The sequence below is a fragment of the Methylobacillus sp. genome (assembly GCF_036844465.1).
Taxonomy (GTDB): Bacteria; Pseudomonadota; Gammaproteobacteria; order Burkholderiales; family Methylophilaceae; genus Methylobacillus.
The window spans coordinates 145,368-169,683 of sequence record NZ_DAIUFW010000007.1 but is presented as its reverse complement, the minus strand read 5'-3'; the positions used below and the strand labels follow the sequence as shown (position 1 = coordinate 169,683).

At 56.0% G+C, this 24,316-nt stretch carries 19 protein-coding genes; 5 read left to right on the top strand and 14 right to left on the bottom strand.

The annotated features are described in order from the left end of the window. Window positions 1–18: 18 nt before the first annotated feature. From nirD to V7Z75_RS10830, 6 genes are all read right to left on the bottom strand, one after another. Window positions 19–408: a nitrite reductase small subunit NirD gene (gene nirD, locus V7Z75_RS10855; protein WP_334108697.1), complete on the bottom strand. Its 390-nt coding sequence runs from the start codon at window positions 406–408 to the stop codon at window positions 19–21. Between the two features lie 17 nt (window positions 409–425). Then, window positions 426–2,990 (bottom strand): nitrite reductase large subunit NirB, encoded by a 2,565-nt coding sequence (nirB, locus tag V7Z75_RS10850; RefSeq protein WP_334108695.1) that lies wholly within the window; start codon window positions 2,988–2,990, stop codon window positions 426–428. A gap of 317 nt (window positions 2,991–3,307) precedes the next feature. Beyond that, window positions 3,308–5,005, bottom strand: a complete 1,698-nt coding sequence (locus V7Z75_RS10845) for a bifunctional protein-serine/threonine kinase/phosphatase (protein WP_334108694.1) — start codon at window positions 5,003–5,005, stop codon at window positions 3,308–3,310. A gap of 11 nt (window positions 5,006–5,016) precedes the next feature. Beyond that, complete coding sequence (locus V7Z75_RS10840; protein WP_334108692.1) at window positions 5,017–6,228, bottom strand: nitrate/nitrite transporter; 1,212 nt, start codon at window positions 6,226–6,228, stop codon at window positions 5,017–5,019. An 18-nt stretch (window positions 6,229–6,246) separates the two neighbouring features. After that, window positions 6,247–7,617, bottom strand: coding sequence for an alginate export family protein (locus V7Z75_RS10835; RefSeq protein ID WP_334108690.1), 1,371 nt, complete (start codon window positions 7,615–7,617; stop codon window positions 6,247–6,249). A 130-nt stretch (window positions 7,618–7,747) separates the two neighbouring features. Further along, window positions 7,748–8,323: an ANTAR domain-containing response regulator gene (locus V7Z75_RS10830; RefSeq protein ID WP_334108689.1), complete on the bottom strand. Its 576-nt coding sequence runs from the start codon at window positions 8,321–8,323 to the stop codon at window positions 7,748–7,750. Between the two features lie 318 nt (window positions 8,324–8,641). Here V7Z75_RS10830 and V7Z75_RS10825 point away from each other — a divergent pair, with 318 nt between their 5' ends. After that, window positions 8,642–10,711: a carbon starvation CstA family protein gene (locus V7Z75_RS10825; protein WP_334108687.1), complete on the top strand. Its 2,070-nt coding sequence runs from the start codon at window positions 8,642–8,644 to the stop codon at window positions 10,709–10,711. Beyond that, window positions 10,708–10,929 carry a YbdD/YjiX family protein gene (locus V7Z75_RS10820; protein ID WP_334108685.1) on the top strand — a complete coding sequence of 74 codons (222 nt, stop codon included), beginning with the start codon at window positions 10,708–10,710 and terminating at the stop codon, window positions 10,927–10,929. Before V7Z75_RS10825 ends, V7Z75_RS10820 begins: the two co-directional genes overlap by 4 nt. A gap of 9 nt (window positions 10,930–10,938) precedes the next feature. On the opposite strand, the gene V7Z75_RS10815 is transcribed toward V7Z75_RS10820, so the two are convergent. The 4 genes from V7Z75_RS10815 to lgt all read right to left on the bottom strand — a co-directional run bounded on the left by V7Z75_RS10815 (window position 10,939) and on the right by lgt (window position 16,214). Further along, complete coding sequence (locus V7Z75_RS10815; protein ID WP_442919911.1) at window positions 10,939–12,372, bottom strand: aminotransferase-like domain-containing protein; 1,434 nt, start codon at window positions 12,370–12,372, stop codon at window positions 10,939–10,941. A gap of 174 nt (window positions 12,373–12,546) precedes the next feature. Further along, window positions 12,547–12,858, bottom strand: a complete 312-nt coding sequence (locus V7Z75_RS10810) for a helix-turn-helix domain-containing protein (RefSeq protein WP_334108682.1) — start codon at window positions 12,856–12,858, stop codon at window positions 12,547–12,549. After that, window positions 12,848–15,172: an FdhF/YdeP family oxidoreductase gene (locus V7Z75_RS10805; protein WP_334108681.1), complete on the bottom strand. Its 2,325-nt coding sequence runs from the start codon at window positions 15,170–15,172 to the stop codon at window positions 12,848–12,850. Before V7Z75_RS10805 ends, V7Z75_RS10810 begins: the two co-directional genes overlap by 11 nt. Window positions 15,173–15,419: 247 nt before the next feature. Continuing rightward, complete coding sequence (lgt, locus tag V7Z75_RS10800) at window positions 15,420–16,214, bottom strand: prolipoprotein diacylglyceryl transferase (RefSeq protein WP_334108679.1); 795 nt, start codon at window positions 16,212–16,214, stop codon at window positions 15,420–15,422. 62 nt (window positions 16,215–16,276) lie between these two features. Between lgt and ilvD the strand changes: the two genes are divergently transcribed. From ilvD to V7Z75_RS10785, 3 genes are all read left to right on the top strand, one after another. Beyond that, the gene (gene ilvD, locus V7Z75_RS10795; RefSeq protein ID WP_334108677.1) at window positions 16,277–18,127 is read left to right on the top strand and encodes a dihydroxy-acid dehydratase; all 1,851 of its coding nucleotides are present in this window, start codon (window positions 16,277–16,279) and stop codon (window positions 18,125–18,127) included. 58 nt (window positions 18,128–18,185) lie between these two features. Beyond that, window positions 18,186–19,097 carry a D-hexose-6-phosphate mutarotase gene (locus V7Z75_RS10790; RefSeq protein ID WP_334108676.1) on the top strand — a complete coding sequence of 304 codons (912 nt, stop codon included), beginning with the start codon at window positions 18,186–18,188 and terminating at the stop codon, window positions 19,095–19,097. Window positions 19,098–19,189: 92 nt separating this feature from the next. After that, window positions 19,190–19,516, top strand: a complete 327-nt coding sequence (locus tag V7Z75_RS10785) for a c-type cytochrome (protein WP_334108674.1) — start codon at window positions 19,190–19,192, stop codon at window positions 19,514–19,516. A gap of 84 nt (window positions 19,517–19,600) precedes the next feature. Here the strand turns inward: V7Z75_RS10785 and V7Z75_RS10780 are convergent, their stop codons facing one another. From V7Z75_RS10780 to purD, 4 genes are all read right to left on the bottom strand, one after another. Then, complete coding sequence (locus tag V7Z75_RS10780) at window positions 19,601–21,001, bottom strand: APC family permease (RefSeq protein WP_334108673.1); 1,401 nt, start codon at window positions 20,999–21,001, stop codon at window positions 19,601–19,603. 423 nt (window positions 21,002–21,424) lie between these two features. Then, a complete protein-coding gene (hemF, locus tag V7Z75_RS10775) occupies window positions 21,425–22,327 on the bottom strand; it encodes an oxygen-dependent coproporphyrinogen oxidase (protein ID WP_334108671.1) in 903 nt (300 codons plus the stop codon). A gap of 63 nt (window positions 22,328–22,390) precedes the next feature. Next, window positions 22,391–22,933 (bottom strand): L-threonylcarbamoyladenylate synthase, encoded by a 543-nt coding sequence (locus V7Z75_RS10770; protein ID WP_334108669.1) that lies wholly within the window; start codon window positions 22,931–22,933, stop codon window positions 22,391–22,393. A gap of 21 nt (window positions 22,934–22,954) precedes the next feature. Then, complete coding sequence (gene purD, locus V7Z75_RS10765; RefSeq protein ID WP_334108668.1) at window positions 22,955–24,223, bottom strand: phosphoribosylamine--glycine ligase; 1,269 nt, start codon at window positions 24,221–24,223, stop codon at window positions 22,955–22,957. Window positions 24,224–24,316: the final 93 nt, after the last annotated feature.

Genomic DNA, 24,316 nt, shown 5'->3' with positions numbered 1-24,316 from the left:
ATGATCGCTAGTGGCTGGCTATCTGGTGGTTTGCACCCAGACTACGCCATCCCGAAGCTGTACCGGATAGGTATTCAACTGTGTGTCCACATCTTCTACACATGTGCCCGTGCGCAGCTGGTAGTGATGTTTGTAGATGGGAGAAGCTACCACTGGCTCGCCTCTCAGGTCGCCGATGATGCCACGTGACAGTACATTCGCCCCGCTGTGCGGGTCATGGTTATCGATCGCGTACAGCACATCACTCTTCATGCGGAAAATCGCAATTTGCCGACCATGCGTGAGGGCGCAGACGCCGGTATTGGGCCAGATTTCCTCGAGCTTGCAGATTGCCTGCCAAGAGTCTGCCAGAGACGCAAGTTGCTCATCTGCTGCTGGAATGGTTGCGGTTTGTTGTAATTGACTCATGCTGTTACTCCATCGGGTTAATCGACCAGTGCCAGGATCGGGATGATTTTTGATTTCTGTTTTTCCTCTGATGTAGCAGGGCGTATCTGCTCGCGTTCTTTCACGAACACGATGTTTTCGTCACTGGCTGCGCTGTTGATGAAACTGCGGAAGCGTTGACGGACTACGGGATCGGTGACGGCGGTCTTCCATTCGTCCTGGTAGTTGTCCACCACGTGCTGCATCTGCGCTTCCAGTTCCGCTCCCAGGCCCAGCGAGTCGTTGATGACCACGTCCTTGAGGTAGTCCAGCCCGCCTTCGAGGTTGTCGCGCCAGGTGCTGGTGCGTTGCAGGCGGTCGGCGGTGCGAATGTAGAACATTAGGAAGCGGTCTATCATGCGGATCAGTTCTACCTTGCTCAGGTCGCTTGCGAGTAGCTCGGCATGGCGCGGCTTCATGCCGCCGTTGCCGCAGACGTAGAGGTTCCAGCCGTTCTCGGTGGCAATCACGCCCACGTCCTTGCCTTGCGCCTCGGCGCATTCGCGCGTGCAGCCCGAGACGCCGAACTTGATCTTGTGTGGCGCGCGCAGGCCCTTGTAGCGGTTCTCCAACTGCACGGCGAGGCCCACGCTGTCGTCCACGCCGTAGCGGCACCAGGTCGAACCGACGCAGCTTTTGACGGTGCGCAGCGACTTGCCGTAGGCATGGCCGGACTCGAAGCCGGCGGCGATCAACTCTTCCCAGATATGCGGCAATTGCTCGACGCGCGCGCCGAACATGTCCACGCGCGCGCCGCCGGTGACCTTGGTGTAGAGGCCGTATTTCTTGGCAACCTGGCCGATCGCGATCAGGCCGTCGGGTGTGACCTCGCCGCCGGGCATGCGCGGCACCACCGAATAGCTGCCGTCCTTCTGGATATTGCCGAGGAAATAGTCGTTGGAGTCCTGCAGCGATGCCAGGTCCTTCTTGAGAATAAAGTCGTTCCAGCAGGAAGCGAGAATGCTGGCGGCGGTGGGCTTGCAGATGTCGCAGCCCAGGCCCTTGCCGTGTTTCTCCAGCAGTTCGTCGAAAGTCCTGATATGGCCCACGCGCACCAGGTGGTAAAGCTCCTGGCGCGAATAGGGGAAGTGTTCGCATAAGTGGTTGTTCACTGTCATGCCCAGCTTGACCATCTGCGCCTTCATCACCTGGGTGACCAACGGCACACAGCCGCCGCAGGCGGTGCCGGCCTTGGTGCAAGCTTTGATCTCGCCGATGGAGCAGGCCCCGTTGGCGACCGCATCGCCGATCTGGCCCTTGGTAACGTTGTTGCACGAGCACATGACGGCATGGTCAGGCAAGGCATCCACGCCCAGGCCGGGTTTTTCCTTGCCGTCGCTGGCGGGCAGAATGAGGAACTCGGGATTTTCCGGCAAGGGCATTGCATTGACCGTCATTTGCTGCAGGGTGCCGTACTCATCGGCATTGCCGATCAGCACCGCGCCGAGCAGCTTCTTGCCATCCTCGCTGACGACGATCTTCTTGTAGATCTTGCGCACTTCGTCCAGGTATTGGTAGCTGCGTGCGCCGTGGGTTTCACCATGAGCGTCGCCGACGCTGGCGACATCCACGCCCATGAGCTTGAGCTTGGTGCTCATGTCGGCACCCTGGAAAGTCGCGGCGAAATCGCCGGAAAGATGGGCGCAGGCGATGCGCGCCATGTCGTAGCCAGGGGCAACCAGACCGTACATCTGACCGTTCCAGTTGGCGCACTCGCCAATTGCGTAGATATCGTGGTCGCTGGAGCGGCAGAACTCGTCGATCGCGATGCCGCCGCGCGCGCCGATCGCCAGGCCGGATTCGCGCGCCAGCTCGTCGCGCGGACGGATGCCGGCGGAGAACACGATCATGTCGGTCTCGAGCCAGGTTTCGTCGAAGAAGACCATACGGTGGCGGGCGGTGGCACCGTCGGTAATATTGACGGTATTGCGGCTGGTGTGCACGTGCACGCCCAGTTCCTCGATCTTGGTGCGCAGTACGCGGCCGCCGCTTTCGTCCACTTGCACCGCCATCAGGCGCGGGGCGAATTCCACCACATGGGTGTCCAGGCGCATGTCGCGCAGGGCCTTGGCGCACTCCAGGCCCAGCAGGCCGCCGCCGACCACGACGCCGCTCTTGGCTGTCGCGCCTGCCACAGTCATGGCCTCCAGGTCTTCGATGGTGCGGTAGACGAAGCAATTCTCGCGGTCGCGGCCTGGCACGGGCGGTACGAAGGGAGCAGAGCCAGTGGCTAGCACCAGTTTGTCATAATGCAGCATACTGCCATCCGCTAGCATGACGATTCGTTGCCTGCGATCTATAGTGGATGCCCGTGCGTTCAGCCGCAGTTCCAAGCCAGGGCGTTCATAAAATCCTTGCTCTACCAATGACAAGTCATCAGCTGTGCTGCCAGAGAAAAAGCTTGAAAGATGCACACGGTCATAGGCTGGGCGCGGTTCTTCTCCCAATACTGTGATTTGCAGATTGGCTGCCGCCAGATCAGGCTGGCGCTTGACTAACTCCTGCACAAAGTAATGGCCCACCATACCGTTGCCTATTACTACGATGTGGGTGTTTGCGTTCATTGTCGTGTTTCCTGTGGCTCACAAAAACAAAACGGCATCCATTACCTGTGCAGCAATTGCCATGGGCAGTGCTAAACAAGCAATGGACGCCGTTGTCCATCAAAGGATTACCGATAGGAGTAATTCCTCTGTATCAATACTCATCCATCAGTGATGAGCTTTTGTTCTGATATAAGCAACAGATATGCCATGGTGGGATTATTTTTAGATGGTTGATATTAAACGGGAAATGTTGGATTTTTGTTTTCTTTGAGCAGAGGCGTATTGCTTTCTTGCACTAAAAATGTACCTCGGCATGGAACTGGTGCATATCAAAGTCAGGCAACAAGCAATAGATACACCAGCAGGATATTGACGAATAGGGAGCCTACCGCCAGCCACTGCCACTGCTGCAATCCGGCGCGAGAAATCAATGGCGTGCGCCGCATTGGCAGGATCGGGCGTGTTTCCCCGACTTCCAGCGCCAGCAGCATTTCCTCCGCTGTTTCAAATCGGGACGCGGGCTGGCGCGTGACAGCTTTGAGAATGATATTTTCCAGCCATCCCGGAATATCGGGGCGATAGCGGGTTGGAGGTACCGGGTCGCCAAAGCGTGGATGCTGGAATGGTTCGATTTCACCGTAAGGATATTTGCGCGTCAGCAGGTGGTAGAGCGTGACACCAGCTGCATAGATATCGCTTTGTACGCTGGATTCGGCGTGATCAAACAATTCTGGCGCCATGAAACTTGGTGTTCCTGGATTCGGCATGGTTTCCTGAGTGGAAAGATGCCCGCCAGATGCGACGCCAAGGTCAAGAATACGCAGTCGCCCATCCTTACCCATATGCAGGTTGGCAGGCTTGATGTCACGGTGCAGCACAGGCATGCGATGCAGCGCCCCGATTCCGCGCAGCATTTCCTGGCCGATGCGAGTGATGCCTGCCGTGGTGAAGTGGTGTCCGTGTTGCAGGCGTTGCTGCAGTGTTGCGCCTTCGTGCCAGCTCATGACGTAATAGAGATGGCTGCGCGTGTCCGCATCCAGCGGCAAGACCTGGGGCAGGTACTGCGAGCTAATACGTTTGGCCAGCCATTCCTCGTTGAGTAAAGCTATGCAGCTTTGCGGGTCATTGGCCAGTATTGGTTGCAGGGTTTTCAATACCCAGAGCTGGCCACTTTGCGCATGGCGGACTTTATACACCAGACTGGCACGGGATTGATGAAGTATTGCGATGATTTCAAACTGGTCTAACCTTTCCCCAACCTTGAGTTTTGCAGGTGGTTTGAGCTGACGACTCTCGGCGAGAAAATCGGTCAGCGTATCCTCGCTAACCGATTCCACATCAATGACGATGGCGGTGGCATTGTCACTGCTACCAGCTTGCAAGGCTTCCCTGATGAGAACATCCGCTAATGCCTGCGGTGGCGCATATTGCTGTATCAAGCGTTGCAGCCTGGTGTCTGGCAAGGCAGCCCAGACGCCATCGGTCATCAATACATAACGGTCGCCTACATGCAGTTGGCCTTCGGCATAATCCACGCTAAGTTGCTGGTCGAGCCCGATAGCGCGTTTCAATACATGGCGCATATCGGGCCGATCCCAGACATGGTCGGCAGTGAGGCGCTCCAGATTGCCGCCGCGCAGGCGGTATAGCCTGCTGTCGCCAACATGCGCCGAGTAATAGCGCTGCCCTCGTAGCACCAGTAATGTTACGGTGGTGGCCATGCCGGCCATTTCCCGATGCTGCATGGCTTGTGCTAGCACCCAGCGATTGGCGGCATTGAGCACCTTCTCCAGGGCAGTTGGAACCTCCCAGGTATCCGGAGTGGCGTAGTAGTCCGTTAACAGGCTGCGCACGGTCATTTCTGCAGCCTCGCGTCCTCCGGCATTGCCGCTGACGCCATCGGCCACAGCAAAGATGGCACCCTTGAGCTTCAGCGTAATATTCTCTGGCGTGACCATGCTGGCGAAGTCCTCATTGCGTTCGCGCTGCCCGGTGGCTGAGCTCAAGCCGGTATGGAATGTCAATGATGTCATTCCTGTTGACCTTAAACCTTGGCGCTCGTCACCGCAGCCGATCCCCAGGTGGTGCGCCAGCGTTGTTTGACGAAGGTAAGGCCGATCAGGGCGATGATAGCCAGGCAAGCAAACAGGGTGAGACCAATCTGATAGCTGCCGGTGAGCTGCTTGGAGTAGCCAAGGCTAGAGGCCAGGTAGAAACCACCGATACCGCCTGCCATGCCAATCAGGCCGGTCATCACGCCAATTTCCTTGCGGAAGCGCTGTGGCACGAGCTGGAACACTGCACCATTGCCCATGCCCAAGGCCATCATGGCGCAAATGACCACCAGCAAGCCGCTCAACTGTGTTTTAAGGCCCACGCTGAGAATAAACAGGAAACAGGCGGCAATAACGTACATGACGCTCAAGGTGCGGATGCCGCCGAGACGGTCAGCCAGGTTGCCACCAATCGGACGGACCAGCGAACCGGCGAATACGCACGCAGCAGTGAAGTAGCCGGCGTGTACGGCATCCAGCCCGTACTGGTCATTGAAATAGATAGTGAGCGAGGAAGCCATGCCAACAAAACCGCCAAACGTGACACTATAGAAGAACATGAACCACCATGCGTCTTTATCTTTCAGTACATGAAGGTATTCACTCACGGATTTGGACGCTGGTGGGTTGGGAGCGTCCTTTGCCAGCAGGCTGTAGAGCACTAGGGTAATGATGAGTGGAATCAGGGCCAGGCCAAAGACATTGCTCCAACCGAATGCCAGTGCGAGCCCGGGGGCGAACAATGCAGCCAGTGCAGTGCCTGAATTGCCTGCGCCAGCGATGCCCAGCGCGGTGCCTTGATGCTCGGGAGGATACCAGCGTGAGGCGAGCGGCAGGGCAACGGCGAATGATGCGCCAGCGACACCTAAAAATACCCCGAGAATCAGCGCCTGCTGATAACTATGGATTCCATTGAGCCAGGCAGTTGCCAGGGCGGCAATGACGATGAGCTGGCCAATGATACCAGCCTTCTTGGGTTGTATCTGGTCGACCAATATGCCCATGATCATGCGCAATAGGGCGCCGGTTAAGACTGGAGTAGCGACCATCATACCTTTCTGCGCCGGGGTCAATGCAAGATCCCCGGCAATTTGTACTGCTAGCGGCCCGAGCAATACCCAGACCATGAAGCTCAAGTCAAAGTAAAGGAATGCGGAAAATAGCGTGGGTTTGTGTCCCGCCTGCCAGAAGGTTTGTTTCATGATATGGTCCTTTGCGGATTAAAAGGTATACAGGGCGGTGAACCAGATACGTTCAAGGTCAGGTTTGCGGGAGCTCGTCACTGCAATGCGATCACCCTCGCGGAAATGGGCGTATTCCACTTTCAATGAGAGCTGCTTGCTGCAGCTCCAGCTGGCGGCAAGATCGATTTCGTTGCCGTAGCGATTCCCGGCTCCGCCATTGAATTGGGAAAAACTCTCCTCGGCGCGGAACAGATGGAACTCGCCTAGCAGGCTGAGTTGAGGTAAAGGTTTGCCACCAAAGCTGAGAAAACTGTCCTTGATGCCCCAGACAGGTGTCACCAGGAAATGATCATTCCACCCCTGGAACAAATGATTGGTGCCAAACGGGCTCTGGAAGGCGTATCGGCCGTGATTGCTTGATAGCTGCTCTTGATCAATGCGCAGATACCAACCCTTGATCATGGCGCCGACACCTAACCGGAGATAATGAGCATCAATGCGAGAGTCGCCGCTGGAATAGTCTGTCTGCTTGGCGTATTCAGCGGTATAGAGGAATTTCCAGGTATCGTTCAGTGTGCGTATGCCATCCAGGCGTAGCCCCAGCGTCTTGTTGGAGGCATCTGCATCTGCGCCTAATCCGTTTGATGCATTGAATCCCAGGTCGTTGAAATTGTTGAAATAACCGTAGGCAGTCAAGGTTTCACCAGGCGAAATCGAATAAGTAGCATGGACAATATCCAGGTTGCCGCTGCGCTTGCGATTATTGATTTGCTTGACCCGCTCGAAATGAGCGAAATAGAGGCTGGTATCGGGCAGGCTCTTGTTTTCAATGGCGATGCCATCGAACACCTGCATGACTTGGCGAAACTCGATATTGCCGATAAAGCGTACGTTATCTAGTTTTACTGACTGTCTTCCCAGGCGGATGCTAGTGTCCTTGCTGCCGTTCCAGTCAAGATAGAGTTGATTGACGCCGGTGGAGCCAGGATCAACGATGGCCGGGTAATTGACCATGCCGGGTTGTGGCTCGCCTTTGTCCATATCGTTGAAGTTATCGGTTAGCTTGGCGACATTGATCAACTGTATACCTAGGCTGACATGATGGAAGTCTGCTGTCTGCCAACCGACCAAAGTACGCAGTGTGAATGCATCGGCATTTTTACTGCGATTATCCTGCTCCGCATGCTCATAACGCAGTCGTAGGCTGCTCATGCTCTTACCGGTCTTGATGGATTCAAGCAAGCTGTATTGATCACTCTCTGCTGCCTGTGCGCTTATCAGTCCGGCAGACAGCAGCATGCCCAAGGCGCATCTTTCAGCCCTTTTTCTACTGACACGCAGGAAGTTGTGCTTTGCTTTGTTTATCCCGATACTGCTTGTCTCGTTTCTGATGGTTTTGTCGCTCATCAATGCTTCCCATAAAAAAAGCGTCCTGCCTCAGAAGATAGATCCTGAAGCAAGGACGCCTTTGTCCGATTGGCCAGCTTTGGCCTTTAATCCTGCATCGATTACCCCGTCATTGGAGTAAGCCGGAAAGTTAGAGCAACAGCTCTGCTGCCTTGACTATTTGCCTGGCTAATACAGCCAAGCGGGTTTTCTGTTGCATGGCCAGGGTGCGCAGTAGTTTATAAGCCTCGTCCTCACATAGATTCCGCTGCTGCATGAGAATACCCTTGGCTTTTTCTATCACCTTACGTTCGCTGAGTCTGTTATTGGCACTTTCCAGTGCCTTGCGCAATGTCTTGAATTCTTCAAACCGGGCAATTGCTGCATCCACAACCGATTTCAATCGGTCATGGCTGATTTCTCCTACCACGTAAGCGCTGACGCCAGCACGGGTAGCTTCCCAGATTTTCTCGGTATCACCGTCATACGTGAACATCACGATGGGTTGCGGCATATTGCGGTTCATCAAAAACAGATGTTCCAGCATATTTTTGCTTGGTGAAACGATATCAATGATCACAAAATCTGGCTGTAAGCATCTGACAGCCTCATCAAGGCAAGCAATATCCGCAAGTTGGGAAACAACCTCGTAGCCCGCATCCGCCAGATACTGGCTAAGGGGAGCTGTACGCCCCAAGTGATTATCAATAAGCACGACCCGGAGCATAATAAACCTTGAACATTTTTAACTCGCCTGGATATAAGCAATCACCATGCCAATGGTAGAAAAGTGATGGAATCACATAATAAATAGAGACTTGCGTCTAGATTGTTGCAGTCTAGGGTAGGGTCGGAAAGGCGCGAATGCCCAATGCAAGTGCATTTGCATCAGAAACACGTGCCTTGACCGAACAAAGGTCCGGGCTGTTCTTTTGCATTGGATTACATAGCAGGCACGACCTTCTGCTTACCGAGCGGGGGCTTTGGTTTTATACTGCCGGACATTATCTGCGTGACATCAACATCCTCAAAAACATCACCAATTATGAATAAAACCCTGCAATACCTAGTCTGGATACTGGTTGCTATTATTGGCGCGTCTGCGGTGGGCGGCATTGCGCTGCATCGCGGCGAAAGCATCAATGCCTTGTGGTTTATTGCCGCTGCTGTTTGTGTGTTTGCGATAGCCTATCGTTTTTATGCGGCCTGGATTGCGGCGCGGGTACTGATGGTTGATGCCAGCCGCGCTACGCCTGCGGAACGGCTGGATAACGGCCGTGATTATGTGCCGACCAACAAATGGGTGGTGTTTGGCCACCACTTCGCGGCGATTGCAGGGCCGGGCCCACTGGTCGGGCCGACGCTGGCGGCGCAGTTCGGCTATCTGCCTGGCACCTTGTGGATATTGATCGGTGCAGTCTTGGGCGGCGCGGTACAGGACATGGTGACCTTGTTCCTCTCTACCCGGCGCAACGGCCGCAGCCTGGGACAGATGGCGCGGGAAGAGTTGGGGCCAATAGGCGGTTTTGCAGCGCTGATCGGCACTTTCACCATCATGGTGATCCTGATTGCGGTGTTGGGGCTGGTGGTGGTTAACGCCATGAAACACAGCCCATGGGCGACATCCACGGTAGCTGCCACTATACCGATTGCCATGATAGTGGGCATTTACATGCGCCACTTTCGGCCTGGGCGGGTGCTGGAGGCTTCGGTATTGGGTGTCGTATTGTTGTTGTTGTCCGTGGTGGGCGGCGGCTATATTGATCATCATCCCTGGTTACGTGTCTTGTTTGACCACGACGGCTTGACCTTGGCTTGGTGGGTGATTGCTTATGGTTTTGCCGCTGCCATCCTGCCGGTGTGGTTGCTGCTGGCGCCACGGGATTATCTATCTACCTTCATGAAGCTGGGCACGATTTTCTTGTTGGCTGTGGCGATCATCCTGCTGCAACCTGAAGTCAAGATGCCGGCCTTGACCCAGTTTATTGACGGTACCGGCCCGATTTTTGGCGGTAGCCTGTTCCCATTCGTTTTCATCACTATTGCCTGCGGCGCGGTCTCTGGTTTTCATGCGCTGATTGCGTCGGGAACCACACCCAAGCTGCTGGCCAACGAGTCGGATATCCGCATGATCGCCTATGGCGCCATGCTGCTGGAATCGTTCGTCGCCATCATGGCGATGGTTGCCGCCACCGTCTTGGATCCGGGCATATTTTTCGCCATCAACAGCCCGGCTGGCATTGTCGGCAAGGAGGCTGCAGATGCGGTAGCGACCATTAGCGCCTGGGGTTTCCCGGTCACTGTGGAGCAGATGGAAACCCTGGCGCGCGAGATGGGAGAATCCACCTTGTTTGCGCGTACTGGCGGCGCGCCGTCACTGGCAGTGGGCATGGCCAGCATATTTGGCAGCGCTTTCGGGCAGCACCTGCTGGCGCTCTGGTACCACTTCGCCATCATGTTCGAAGCGATCTTCATACTGACCACGCTGGATGCGGGTACCCGCGTCGGCCGCTTCATGCTGCAGGACATGCTGGGCAATCTCTGGCCCAAGTTGGGGCAAACGTCGTGGTATCCCTCGGTCTTGCTTACCAGCGCCATTGTCGTGGCGGGCTGGGGCTATTTCCTCTATATCGGCGTGATCGACCCGAATGGCGGCGTCAACATTCTCTGGCCGCTGTTCGGCATTTCCAACCAGATGCTGGCTGCGATCGCCTTGTCGGTGGGCACCGGCATCTTCATCAAATCCGGCAGGCTTAGATATGCCTGGGTCACGGGCTTGCCGTTGAGCTGGCTGGTGATCGTCACCACAACGGCTGCTTGGGAAAAGATCACCAGCGCCGACGTGCGCGTCGGCTTCCTCGCCGCAGCCAACGATATGTCGGCCAAGCTGGCCGCTGGAATATTACCGCCGGAAAAGGCGGCGGTAGCTCCGCAATTGATCTTCAACCAGCAGCTCGATGCGGTGCTGACCTTGTTCTTCGTCGCAGTACTGTGGATCGTGATCCTGGATATGCTGCGCGTGAGCTACCGCAGCCTGAGCGGAAAGCCGGTGCGGCCTTCGGTGGAAACGCCGTATGTGGCTACCAGGCTGGATACTGCCTGGATACGGGATTGAGCGGATATTCGTTGGCGATGGGCTCCTTGATCCAGCTTCTGCGGCGATTCTGGTATTTCCTGCGAGAGGTGTCAGGAGATGATGCTTACGAGCGTTATCTCAAGCTGTATGCCGCCAATCAGGAACGACACCAGCATGTCGAACTGCCCATGTCGCGGGAGGAGTTCTTCAAAACCTGGCAGCAGCAGAAATGGGATGGTATCAAGCGCTGCTGTTGAGAGGATTGGTCAGCTTGGGTTTTGCTGCGATTCGTCCAGTAGTTTGCATGCCAGCTTGCCCAGTTGCCGCACTGCTTGCTCAATGGCCAGGCTCCATAAGTGGCTGAAATTCAGCCGGATATAATGGGTTAGCTGTTTCTGGCGCGAGAAAATGCTGCCTGGCGCGACCGTGATGCCGTTATCAATCGCGGCGCGATACAGGTCCAGCGCATCCAGTTGCGGCGGTAGCCTGACCCAGATGACATAGCCGCCCTTGGGTACGGAAAGCTCAGTGCCTGCGGGAAAGCTTTCCTCGATCACGTTGCGCATCAGTATGTACTGCGATCGCAGCGTATGGCGTAATTGTTTGAGGTGCTGCTCAAAACTGTCGCGCTGCATGAACTTGGCAATGGCAATCTGCGGCGCGGAGGGCAGGGAAAGGCTGCTGAGGAACATTAGTCTTTCTACTTCCTGCCGATAACGTCCGGCTACGGTCCAGCCTACGCGATAGCCTGGCGTCAGGCATTTCGAGAAAGATGAGCAGTGCAGCACCAGTCCTTCGTGGTCGAACGCCTTGGTAGGTTTGGGCGGCTCGTCGCTGAAATACAGTTCGCTGTAGACGTCATCTTCGATCAGTGGAATCTGCTGTTCCGCCAACAATGCTACCAACGCCTGCTTTTTTGTGTCTGGCATGACGAAGCCCAACGGGTTCTGGAAGTTGGCGGTTAGTACCACGGCGGCTATATTGATGGCGCTGATGGTGGCGCGCAACGCATCCAGATCCAAGCCGGATTCGGGGTCGGTGTGCAGTTCCAGTACCTGCATGCCCAGTCGCTCCACCGTATGGGCCAGAGCATAGTAGCCGGGTGATTCCAGCACAATGGTAGCGCCGGGTTTGGCGACGGCCTGCAGGCAGAGCGTAATGGCTTCCGTGGCGCCGTGGGTAATGACGATATCGTCGGGTGAAATATCCATGCCATGAAAGAGATAGCGACGCGCAATCTGCTGGCGCAGCATTTCGTTGCCGGGTGGCAGATCGCTGAGGATGCCCCATTCTCCCTCGTCATCAGTCAGGGCTTTTTCATACTGGTGGATTTTCTTGAGCGGGAAGAGCTGTGGGTCGGGAAACGGCGAACCTAGCGGCACGGTGCCGAATTCACGAATGGATTTCAGCGTTGTGAGCACCAACTTACTGGCATCTACCTCGGCAAGGTTGATGTCTTTTGCTAGTGGCGAGCCACGTTGTTTCAGGCGCTTGCGCTGCGTGACATAGTATCCAGATTGGGGATGGCTGCTGATGATGCCTTCCTGCTCTAATAGTAAGTAGGCACGCAACACGGTGCTGATGCTGAGACTGTATTTCTGGCTGGCTTGCCGTACTGAAAAGATTTTGTCACCGGGTCGCAATACGCCTTCATCAATCATCGCGCGAATGCGCGCAGCAAACGAGACATAAAGCTTCATGGGCAAGCAGGAAGTGAGTTCTTGATGGCCTGCCATTGTACTCCACCAGTCGGCAGCTGGGGCTGAGACTGAATATAACGATAGTCGCGCCAGCATTTACAAGAGTAAAGGTAAAAAAATGCCAGATTACATCCGGCATTTTGTAGTGAGTTCTAAAAATCTGGCTGATGCGTGCTAGGCGGCCTGCAATGCCCGGGAGATTTCCTCGCCATTTGGGGTCAAGGCGGCGAGCAAGCGTTCCTTTTCAGTGGAAACCTCAACCAGTTCCTGCTCGCTCAAGGCTGTCATGAGACGTTGCAACGTGCTCATGCGTATTCCCAGCCGTTTGCAGATAGCTGCCAGCGGCATGCGCGCGCGGCCTGCCTCCTGTTCGGCGTGCAGCAACTCCAGGATGCCCATCATCAAAACAGCACTCTGATCAAGCTGAGCATGATCAGAGGCAAAGTCGCTGGTTGCCTGCTCAGGCATTTCATGTTCATGCAGCATGGGATACCTTAGCGGCGCTGACTTTCTCGATCAATACCGGGATGGATTTGGAGGTCGGTGTGTGAGACATGTCGGCAACACTTTCCAGCGGTACCAGATTATTGGTTTCCGGGTAATAGCCACCAAGGCAACCTGCCGGGATGTCATAGGACACGACCAGGAAATTGTCGGCGCGACGGGTGATGCCATCCTGCCAGACGCTGACCAGATTGACCCAATCTCCGGCCTTGAGTCCCATGCGGGATATATCTGCCGGGTTCATGAACACCACGCGGCGCTGGCCGAACACGCCGCGGTAACGGTCATCCATGCCGTAGATGGTGGTGTTGTATTGGTCGTGCGAACGGGTGGTCATCAATACAAACAACTGATCGCCATATTGTTCGCGTGCCTGATGGATAGGCGAGTTGCGCGGGATTGCCAGCAGGCTGAATTCCGCCTTGCCGGAAGCGGTCTTCCAGACACGGTCAGTGGAGGGTACCGGCAGGCGGAAGCCGCCTGGATGCTTGATGCGTTCGTTGTAGTTCTCGAACAGGTGCGGCATGGTCTGCTCGATGACATCGCGGATCTTGCTGTAATCCTTGATGTATTCCAGCCATGGTGTCTTGCTGCCCTTGAGCGCTGCATGCGCCATGCGCGCCACAATGGCGGGCTCGGACAACAGGTGCGGCGAGGCTGGTTTGTTCATGCCGTAGGAGATGTGCACCATGCTCATGGAATCTTCCACCGTCACGCCTTGGGGGCCGGTTTCCTGGGTGTCGATCTCGGTGCGGCCCAGGCATGGCAATATCAAGGCTTCCTTGCCGTGAACCAGGTGGCTGCGGTTGAGCTTGGTGGTGACGTGGGCGGTCAGGTCGCAATTGCGCAAACCTTCCCAGGTACGGTCGGTATCGGGAGTGGCGATGGAGAAGTTTCCCCCAAGCGCAAAGAAGAACTTGGCCTTGCCGTCTATCATCGCCTGAATCGCGGCGACGGCATCATAACCCTCTTCCCTTGGCACTTTGATGTCAAAGACCCTTTCCAGGCTTTCAAGGAACTCCACCGGCATTTTTTCGTAGATGCCCACCGTGCGGTTACCCTGCACGTTGCTGTGGCCGCGCACGGGACAGAGGCCTGCGCCTTCCTTGCCGATATTGCCGCGCAACAGCATCAGGTTGACCAGCATCTGGATGGTTTGCACGGAATGCTTGTGCTGGGTGAGGCCCATGCCCCAGGTGGAGATCACGCGGTCGCCAGTGGCGTAGATGCGGGCGATTTCCTCGATCTGCTCCAATGGTACGCCGGATTCTTCCAGGATCACGTCCCAGCTTTCACGCCGCGCATCATCGGCAATTTTCTCGAAGCCGTTGGTGTGCTGCTCAATGAATTCCACATCCACCACACGCTCGCTGCCATTTTTGATCGCCTCGTCGTCCCACTGGATGACGAACTTGATCATGCCTTTGAGCAACGCCAGGTCGCCCCCTAGCTTGGGCTGGATGAACAGGTCGCTGATCTTGCTGCCTTTGAACGACAGCATGTCGAACGGGCTTTGTGGGTCGGCAAAGCGCTCCAGGCCGCGTTCCTTCAAAGGGTTGATCGCCACGATGCGTGCGCCGCGCTTAGCCGCTTCGCGCAACTCGCCCAGCATGCGCGGGTGGTTGGTGGCAGGGTTCTGGCCGAAAATCAGGAAGGTATCGGCATGCTCGAAATCATGCAATGTCACTGAGCCCTTGCCGATACCCACGGTAGGCGGCAGCGCCATGCTGGTGGATTCGTGGCACAGGTTGGAGCAGTCAGGGAAGTTGTTGGTGCCGAATTCGCGCACGAATAACTGATAGAGGAATGCAGCCTCGTTGCTGGCACGGCCGGAAGTATAGAAAATCGCCTCATTGGGGTCGTCCAGCGCATTCAGGTGCTGGGCCATCAGCTCGAAAGCGCCGTCCCAGGAAATTTCCTCGTACTTGTCAGTCGTGGGGTTGTAGCGCATCGGGTGGGTGAGGCGGCCCTCGTTTTCCAAGTCGAAATCGCTCCACTCCATCAGCTCGGTAACTGTGTGCTTGGCGAAGAACTCCGGCGGCACCCGCTTGGCGGTTGCTTCAGCCGCCACGGCCTTGACGCCGTTCTCGCAGAATTCGAAGGTGGAAGTGTGCTCCTTGTCCGGCCAGGCACAACCCGGGCAGTCGAAGCCGTCAGGCTGGTTCTGCGAAAGCAAGGTCATGACGCCCTTCACGGGGATCTTCTGCAGCGCGAGCTGCGCGGCAACTTGCTTCAATGCACCCCAGCCAGCGGCAGGGTGGTGGTAAGGCTTGATAGCGGCTTTGGGTTGCGACATATATTCCTTGATTGTTCAAAAACAGGCTGGTTGCCGCGAAGGCAAACCAGCGCTGTGAATACACAATGACGATTACAGCAATCGTAAGGAAACGAACAGAAGGAAACCAGATACAGAACCGGGGAAATTTTTGGGGTACAGTTGTATGGGGCTTGCTGTAGGAAATATGGTGATTGAGTTGAAATTATCAATAGCAGATTGTCAGTATTCCGGAGCTTTTAACTCCGGTAATCTGTGTTGATCGCTTTTAATGACTGGAGTGTGCTGTGCGGCGCAGGCTTGTCACCATCAGCCACACTCCCGCAATCACCATAGGCAAGCTCAGCCATTGCCCCATGCTTAATCCCAGCGATAGTAGGCCAAGGAAGCTGTCCGGCTCTCGCGTGAATTCCACCAGGAAGCGGAAACTGCCGTAGCCGATCAGGAACAGGGCTGACACCGTGCCCCTTGCGCGTGGTTTGCTGGAGTACCACCACAATAGAATGAAGAGGACAACGCCTTCGAGCAGGAATTCGTAAAGCTGCGAAGGATGGCGCGCAATGTCGTCCACCTGCGGGAACACCATGGCCCATGGCATATCGCTGGCGCGGCCCCAGAGCTCGCCATTGATGAAGTTGCCCATGCGTCCGGCACCGAGGCCAATAGGCACCAATGGGGCAACGAAATCCATGATGCCGAGGAAGGTGAGACCGCGACTGCGAGCGAATAGCCACATGGCGACCATGACGCCGATGAAACCGCCATGGAAGGACATGCCGCCTTGCCAGAGATAGAGTATTTCGTGGGGATGGGCCAGGTAATACTCATGCTGGTAGAACAATGCATAACCCAATCTGCCGCCGAGGATGACACCGAGCGCGCCATAGAACAGGGCGTCGTCCAGCATTTTTGGCGACCAGCCTTGCCAGGGCTGGTTGGCAATGCGCCAGCGGCCCAGCAGCAGGAATGCCATGAATCCGATCAGGTACATCAGGCCGTACCAGTGAATGCCAAATGAGCCGAGGTGGATGGCGACAGGATCGAATTGTGGGTGAACAAGCATTGGGATTGCACCTGGGATTGGAGTAAAATCGGTCAATTATATACGTTTAGTTTAGGGATATTATGCCGCAATATCGCTCCAAGACCTCCACCCATGGCCGCAATATGGCAGGCGCGCGTGCGCTCTGGCGTGCCACCGGGATGAAGGAGGAAGATTTTCAGAAGCCAATTATCGCTGTTGCCAACTCTTTTACTCAATTTGTGCCGGGACACGTGCATCTGAAGGATATGGGGCAGCTTGTCGCGCGTGAGATTGAGCGTGCAGGCGGTGTAGCCAAGGAATTCAATACGATTGCCGTGGACGATGGCATCGCTATGGGCCACAGCGGCATGCTGTACAGCCTGCCCAGTCGTGACCTGATTGCAGATGCCGTGGAGTATATGGTGAATGCTCACTGCGCGGATGCGCTGGTGTGCATTTCCAATTGCGACAAGATCACTCCTGGCATGCTGATGGCGGCCTTGCGCCTGAATATTCCGGTGGTGTTCGTTTCAGGTGGACCAATGGAAGCCGGCAAGGTCAACTGGCAAGGGCATATGCACAAGCTGGACCTCGTCGATGCGATGGTGGCCGCGGCGGACAGCAATGTCTCCGATGAAGAGTCCGATGCGATCGAGCGTTCCGCCTGCCCGACCTGCGGCTCCTGTTCCGGCATGTTTACAGCCAACTCCATGAACTGCCTGACCGAGGCGTTGGGCTTGAGCCTGCCTGGCAATGGATCCACCTTGGCCACCCATGCGGCACGCAAGGAGCTGTTCCTCAAGGCGGGCCGCCTGATCGTGGAAATCACCAAGCGCTATTACGAGCAGGATGACGAAAGCGTGCTGCCGCGCAGCATCGCCAACCTGCATGCCTTCGAGAACGCCATGAGCCTGGATGTAGCGATGGGCGGTTCGACCAACACCGTGCTGCACCTCTTGGCAGCGGCGCATGAAGCCAAGGTGGATTTCACCATGGCGGACATCGACCGCATCTCGCGCGGCGTGCCTTGCGTGAGCAAGGTCGCGCCTGCCACGGCCAAATATCACATGGAAGATGTGCACCGCGCAGGCGGCGTGATGGGCATTCTCGCCGAACTGAGCCGCGCCGGACTGATCCACCGTAATACGCCCACGGTACATAGTCCCACCTTGGGGGATGCGCTGGACAAGTGGGACATCATGACTACCACCGACGAGGACGTGAAGAAATTCTATCGCGCCGCGCCTGGCGGCATCCCGACCACTATCGCGTTCAGCCAGTCCATGCTCTGGCCGGAGCTGGATACCGACCGCAAGGAAGGCTGCATCCGCGACAAGGAACATGCCTATTCGCAGGATGGCGGCTTGGCCGTGCTGTACGGCAATATCGCGCTGGACGGCTGCATCGTGAAGACGGCTGGTGTGGACGACAGCATTCTCAAATTCACAGGCCGCGCGCGTATCTTTGAAAGTCAGGACGATGCAGTAGCCGGCATTCTGGCCGACAAGATCGAGGCAGGTGATATCGTCATCATCCGCTATGAAGGTCCGCGCGGCGGCCCTGGCATGCAGGAAATGCTCTATCCGACCAGTTATCTGAAATCCAAAGGCTTGGGCAAGGATTGTGCGCTGCTGACTGATGGCCGTTTCTCCGGAGGCACGTCCGGCTTGAGCATCGGCCATGCTTCTCCAGAAGCTGCCGAAGGCGGTGCCATCGGCCTGGTTGAAGAAAATGACACTATCGAGATCGACATCCCCAACCGCACCATCCACCTGGCGGTCAAGGATGAAGTGCTGGCCCATCGCCGTGCTGCCATGGAAGCACGTGGCAAAGATGCGTGGAAGCCGGTCAACCGTGAGCGTCATGTATCCGTTGCATTACGAGCGTATGCTGCCATGAGTACCTCTGCTGCCAGAGGGGCAGTGCGCGATGTGAGCCAGATTGAGAAATAAACTGGCTGCGCAATCACACACTATAAAAAGAATCGATAAGTTAGATTGAATAAAGCGTATGCAATCATTACATGAGTTGAATGCCCAATACGGGGTAGGGCATAAAATCCATTTTTCCGCAGACCTGAATGGCCTAGTGACACTGGAGGTGGAAAATCCCCATGCCACTGCCAAGGTGGCTTTGCAGGGCGGGCATGTCATGCAATGGCAGCCTCGCCATGCGGAGGCCCCCGTGTTGTGGCTCTCCGACCAGGCGCGTTTCGTTGCAGGCCGTTCCATTCGCGGTGGCGTGCCTGTCTGCTGGCCGTGGTTTGGCCCTCACCCCACGGATGAAACCTTGTGTCCGCACGGTTTTGCGCGCGTGGTGCAGTGGGAGATTGTGGATGCCAAGCCCGAGCCGGACAATACGACCAGCCTTGTCCTGAGGCTGGTAGGCAACAGCCAGGTAAAAAGCCAGTGGCCTTATGAGTGCGACCTGACGTTGACGGTCAATATCGGGCCTGTGCTCAAAATGTCGCTTACTACTGCCAATCATGGCGACAAGCCCTTTACCATCGGCGAAGCCTTGCATACCTACTTCAATGTCAGCGATATCGAAGTGGTCAAGATTCTGGGTCTGGATCAGACGGAATATGAAGACAAGGTCGAGGATTATGCGCTCAAGCGGCAATCCGGTGAAGTCACGTTCAATGACGAGGTGGACCGTGTTTATCTCAACACGACGGCGACCTGTGTGCTGGAAGATCCGGGCCTGCGCCGTCGGATTGTGATCGAGAAATCCGGTAGCCATTCCACCGTGATATGGAACCCTTGGGAACGCAAGGCTGCTGAAATCGGCGATCTGGGCAGTCATTACGGCTGGCGGCACATGGTCTGTGTCGAAAGCTCGAATGTCAGGGAAAATGTGGTAACAGTCGCACCTGGTACTTCGCATACTTTGCATGTGCAATACAGCACGGAAGGTTTATAGCGTATCTCAGGACGGCCTGATGGACAGGCCGGCATGAAGCAAGATTGTAGTGGCACTTATTGGGGGAGTAGCAAAGCTCCCAAGGAGGGGAAATGAAAACAATCATAAGCACATTGGCAGCAGTCGGTTGCCTGCTGATGGCTGGGCAGGCGGCTGCGGTGGATGCCAAGGCAGCAGAATCGCTGGCGCAGAAGAACGGTTGCCTGGCATGTCATACCATCAAGGAGAAAGTGATTGGCCCGGCGTTGCGTGATATTGCCGCCAAATACCGTGGTGAGGCAGGTGCTGAAGCCAAGCTGGTAGGCCGGGTAAAGAATGGTACCAGCGGCGTTTGGGGGCCGGTACCCATGGGGCCGAACAGTCCTCAGGTCAAGGATGAAGATATCAAGGTGATTGTGCAGTGGATATTGACGCTGTAAAGCATATTTGAAATTGCCATCCGGCGTATTTTGGAAAACCAGCCGCAATCCGGCTGGTTTTTTCTTTTCTGGAATGTATTGGTGTTATGGGTGTTTGAGTTTGCTGTGATGCATGGAATACACGAAATATACCGCAATGCCGATACTGACCCAGACCAGGAAGCGGTGCCAGGTTTCTGCAGGCAGGAAGGCCATCAGCGCGCTGCATGACACAATGCCCAGCAACGGGATCACCGGGCCGCCTGGATTTTTGAACGGGCGCGGCAGGTCAGGTTGCCGCACGCGCAGGACGATGACGCCGACGCAGACCATGACGAAACTGGCGAGGGTGCCGATATTGACGGTTTCTGCCAAGGTGCCGAGCGGAAAGAAGCCTGCGACGATGGAAATGATGCTGCCGCAGAACAGGATGACTGTGGTAGGCGATTGCCGTTCAGGATTGACCTTGGAGAATGCCACGGGGATGAGGCCATCACGGCTCATGGCATAGAGGATGCGGGTGAGGCCGTAGAGCAATACCAGCAATACTGTAATCAACCCTGCCAATACGCCAGTCGCCACCAATGTGGATGACCATGCATAACCCAGTTGGCTCAAGGCATAGGCGACCGGGGAAGAGACATTGAGATCACTATAGTGCAACACACCGGTCAGCACGCCGGAAACCAGGATGTAGATAATAGTGCAGAAGGTGACGGAAGCAATCAGGCCGATCGGCAGGTCGCGCTGGGGATTGCGTGCTTCATCGGCAGCAGTGGAGACAGCATCAAAACCGAAATAGGCAAAAAATACCAGGGAAGCGCCAGCCAGTATGCCGATATTGTTGCCGTCCGCTTGGCTTGAGAACCAGCCGAACGGTATGAAGGGGTGCCAGTTATTGGTGTTGATGTGGCCGATAGCGATGGCAAGGAAAATAACGATGGTACTGAGCTTGATCGCCACGATAATGTTGTTGACGGTAGAGCTTTGCTTGACGCCGCTGATCAGCACAAAAACCAGTAGCCAGATAATGCCGAAGGCAGGCAGGTTGATGAGGCCACCCTGGCTGGGCGCCTTGGTCCAGATATCGGGGATGGTGATGCCAAAATTGGCCAGGGTATTGATGAAATAACCCGACCAGCCGTTGGCGACTGCTGCGGCGCCCACGCCATATTCCAGCAGCAATATCCATGCGATCACCCAGGCAATGAATTCACCGAATGCAACGTAACTATAGCCATAGGCGCTGCCGGAGCCGCCAATGGAGGAAGCCAGTTCGGCATAGGCAAAGCCGGCGAATGCAGCAGCCAGACCGGCGATGATGAAGGAAATCACCACGGCTGGACCCGAATATACTGCAGCGGCAATGCCCGTGAGCACGAAAATTCCCGTGCCGATGGCGCAGCCTATGCCAAGCAGAGCGAGATCAAAAGCAGATAAGCACTTCTTCAGGCCACACTGTCCGTGTTTCTCAATGGGCTTGGTGCGGAAGAGCTGGGCAAGCATGGGATTCCCTTGTGTTTAGTTTTCTCTTGTTGGTTTGCCAGTATGCATGAAAGAAGGAGGTTTTAGCAGGTTTCAGTTTTATTGCAATAGTAGGGGAGATTAAAAACCAGCGTATGGAGGTGATTGGGGTAAATCATTCTTGTTGACGCTGGAGGGAGAGTGCTTTTCGCTTGCCAGCGAGTCACTTTCATTTGCTTCGCCAAATAAAAGTAACCAAAGCAAAGGCAACCCCGGAGTCTACGCCGGGAGCTGAGCTCCCGGTACCCTGCGTTGCTCAATCTGTCTGGGCGCTTGCTGAACTCGCTGCGCTCAAACAAACGCAAGCGCTTAATCCAGCCAGATTTGCGCTACCGGCGCAGCTAGGCGGGGAAACCAGCGTCAAACCCATACTTGGTATCACTGCACTTGTTCTTGATCTTGTGGTTATTTTCCTAGCCAATCACGCCCGGTAATGAAGTCGCTGTATAGCCTGGCTTCCGGCGAACCTGTTTCTGGCTTCCAGTCGTAGCGCCATTTGACGATGGGCGGCATGGACAACAGGATGGATTCGGTACGTCCGTTGGATTGCAGCCCAAAAATGGTGCCGCGGTCGTAGATCAGGTTGAACTCGACATAGCGTCCGCGGCGGTAGGCCTGGAAATCACGCTCGCGTTCGCCGTATGGCGTATCCTTGCGCCGCTGCACGATCGGCAGGTAGGCGTTGATGAAGGCATCCCCCACGCTGCGCTGGAAGGCAAAGCTTTGCTCGAAACCCAGCTCGCTGAAGTCGTCAAAGAAAATGCCACCGACGCCGCGTGCTTCCTGACGGTGCTTGAGATAGAAATATTCGTCGCACTCTTTTTTGAACTGCGGGTAATACTGCTCGCCAAATGGTTGCACAGCCTCGCGGCAGGTGCGATGAAAATGTATGGCATCATCCTCGAAGCCATAATAAGGCGTGAGGTCCATGCCGCCGCCAAACCACCAGATTGGCTCCTCGCCGCTTTTTTCCGCGACAAAGAAGCGCACGTTCATATGCACAGTGGGGACATAGGGATTGCGCGGGTGGAATACCAGCGAGACGCCCATGGCCTGCCAACTGCGGCCTGCGGCTTCCGGGTGGGCGACGCTGGCAGAGGGCGGCAGCTTGGTGCCTTTGACGTGTGAGAAGCCTATCCCTGCGCGTTCAAATACATTCCCTTCCTCCAGCATGCAGGAAGTACCGCCGCCGCCTTCCGCTCGCTGCCAGCTATCGTGCAGGAAACGCTTGCCATCTACCAGCTCAACGGCTTCCACAATGCGGGTTTGCAGGCCTTGAAGATAATCGAAGATTGCATTTGGGTTCATGAAGCTCTCCAGGAGTAAGACAAATATATGATGAACAGATGATCTTAAAATGGATGGTCTGGGTTAAGGGCGCAGGATTTTACCGGTACGCAAATCCTGTATGGTAGAAGGTTTGCTCGCGCCGCCGGTTCTACCGGGTAGCACCCGGACACGAGAGCCGAACAGGCGATAGCATTCGCGCGTGGTTTTAGCGGGTACCCGTCCATTGTGGTTGGCGCTGGTGGAAACCAGCGCCATGCCCGCATTGCGGCATAGCCTGGATGCAAATGGATTGGCTGTCACCCGGACAGCCAGCGAGGTATGCTTACCTCTGAGCAAGGCAGGAGCGCGTGTCGAGGCAGGCACCAGCCAAGTATGGGGGCCGGGCCAGCGGGTGAACATGCGTTGTTTCTGCTCTGGCGTGACCGGTGCGATGAGTTTTGTTAATTGCGCAAAACGATGGGCGATCACGATCAGCCCTTTGCGCTGCGGGCGGCCTTTGATACGCAATAATCGTTTCAATGCATGGGGATTGGTCGGGTCGCAACCGAGCCCGAAGCAGGACTCGGTTGGATAGGCAATGACACCGCCGCTACGCAAAAAAGCCTGTAGTGCGCGGTCTTGCATAGTAATCGTAAATGTTTCTTGTCAGGATTTGACGGCGCGGTAGCCGATGTCGGTACGGAACTGCATACCGTCGAAATGGATACCTTCGGCGATCCGGTATGCTTGCGACTGTGCATACTTGACCGTTTCGCCCAGCGCCGCCACACATAATACGCGGCCGCCACTGGTGACGACCTTGCCATCTTTCATGGTGGTGCCGGCATGGAATACATGCGCATCTTCCAGTTCCTTGGGCAGGCCGGTGATTTCATCGCCGAGACGTGGAGTGTCGGGGTAGTTGGCGGATGCCAGCACCACGCCCAGCGCGCTACGGCGGTCCCAGTCAGCCTGGGCTTCATTCAGTGAGCCGTTGATAGCATGCTCTACCAGACCAACCAGGTCGCTCTTGAGGCGCAGCATGATGGGCTGTGTTTCCGGGTCGCCCATGCGGCAATTGAATTCCAGCGTCTTGACGCTGCCATCCTCGCCGATCATAAGGCCAGCATAGAGAAAGCCGGTATAGGGGATACCGTCTTTTGCCATGCCTGCCACGGTAGGGTCGATAATTTCGCGCATGACCTTGGCGTGGATGTCCGGCGTGACGACGGGAGCGGGGGAGTATGCGCCCATGCCGCCGGTGTTCGGGCCTTGGTCTCCATCCAGCAGACGCTTGTGGTCCTGGCTGGTGGCAAGCGGCAGGACATGCTTGCCATCGACCATGACAATGAAGCTGGCTTCCTCGCCGGTGAGGAATTCCTCGATCACCACGCGCGCGCCAGCAGCACCCAGTTTGTTGTCGGCAAGCATGGCGTCAATCGCCGCATGCGCTTCGTCTTCGTTCATGGCGACAACAACGCCCTTGCCAGCAGCCAGGCCATCGGCCTTGATTACAATGGGCGCACCTTGCTGCTTTATATAGTCATGCGCGGCATCGGCGTCGGTGAAGGTGGCGTAAGCTGCGGTCGGGATATTGTGGCGTATCATGAACGCTTTGGCGAAGTCCTTGGAGCTTTCCAGTTGCGCGGCAGCCTGGGTAGGGCCGAAAATCTTCAGGCCCGCGGCGCGGAACGCATCGACCACGCCTTGCGACAGTGGCGCTTCGGGACCGACGACGGTGAGGCCGATCTGCTCTTGCTGCGCAAACTCGACCAGTTCGGAGACCTTGGTGATGGGCACGTTGACCATATCGGGGTCAAGCGCGGTGCCTGCATTGCCTGGCGCCACAAATACGCGGCTGATCCGCTCGCTCTGCGCAAGCTTCCATGCCAGTGCGTGCTCACGTCCGCCGCCGCCGATTACCAAAATTTTCATCGTTATCCTTTAAATACAACTGGGCAGAGAAGCCCGTATTTTATACCGGAGGTAAATTTTTTATTCACGCTGCGGGTTAAAAATAGAACAGGT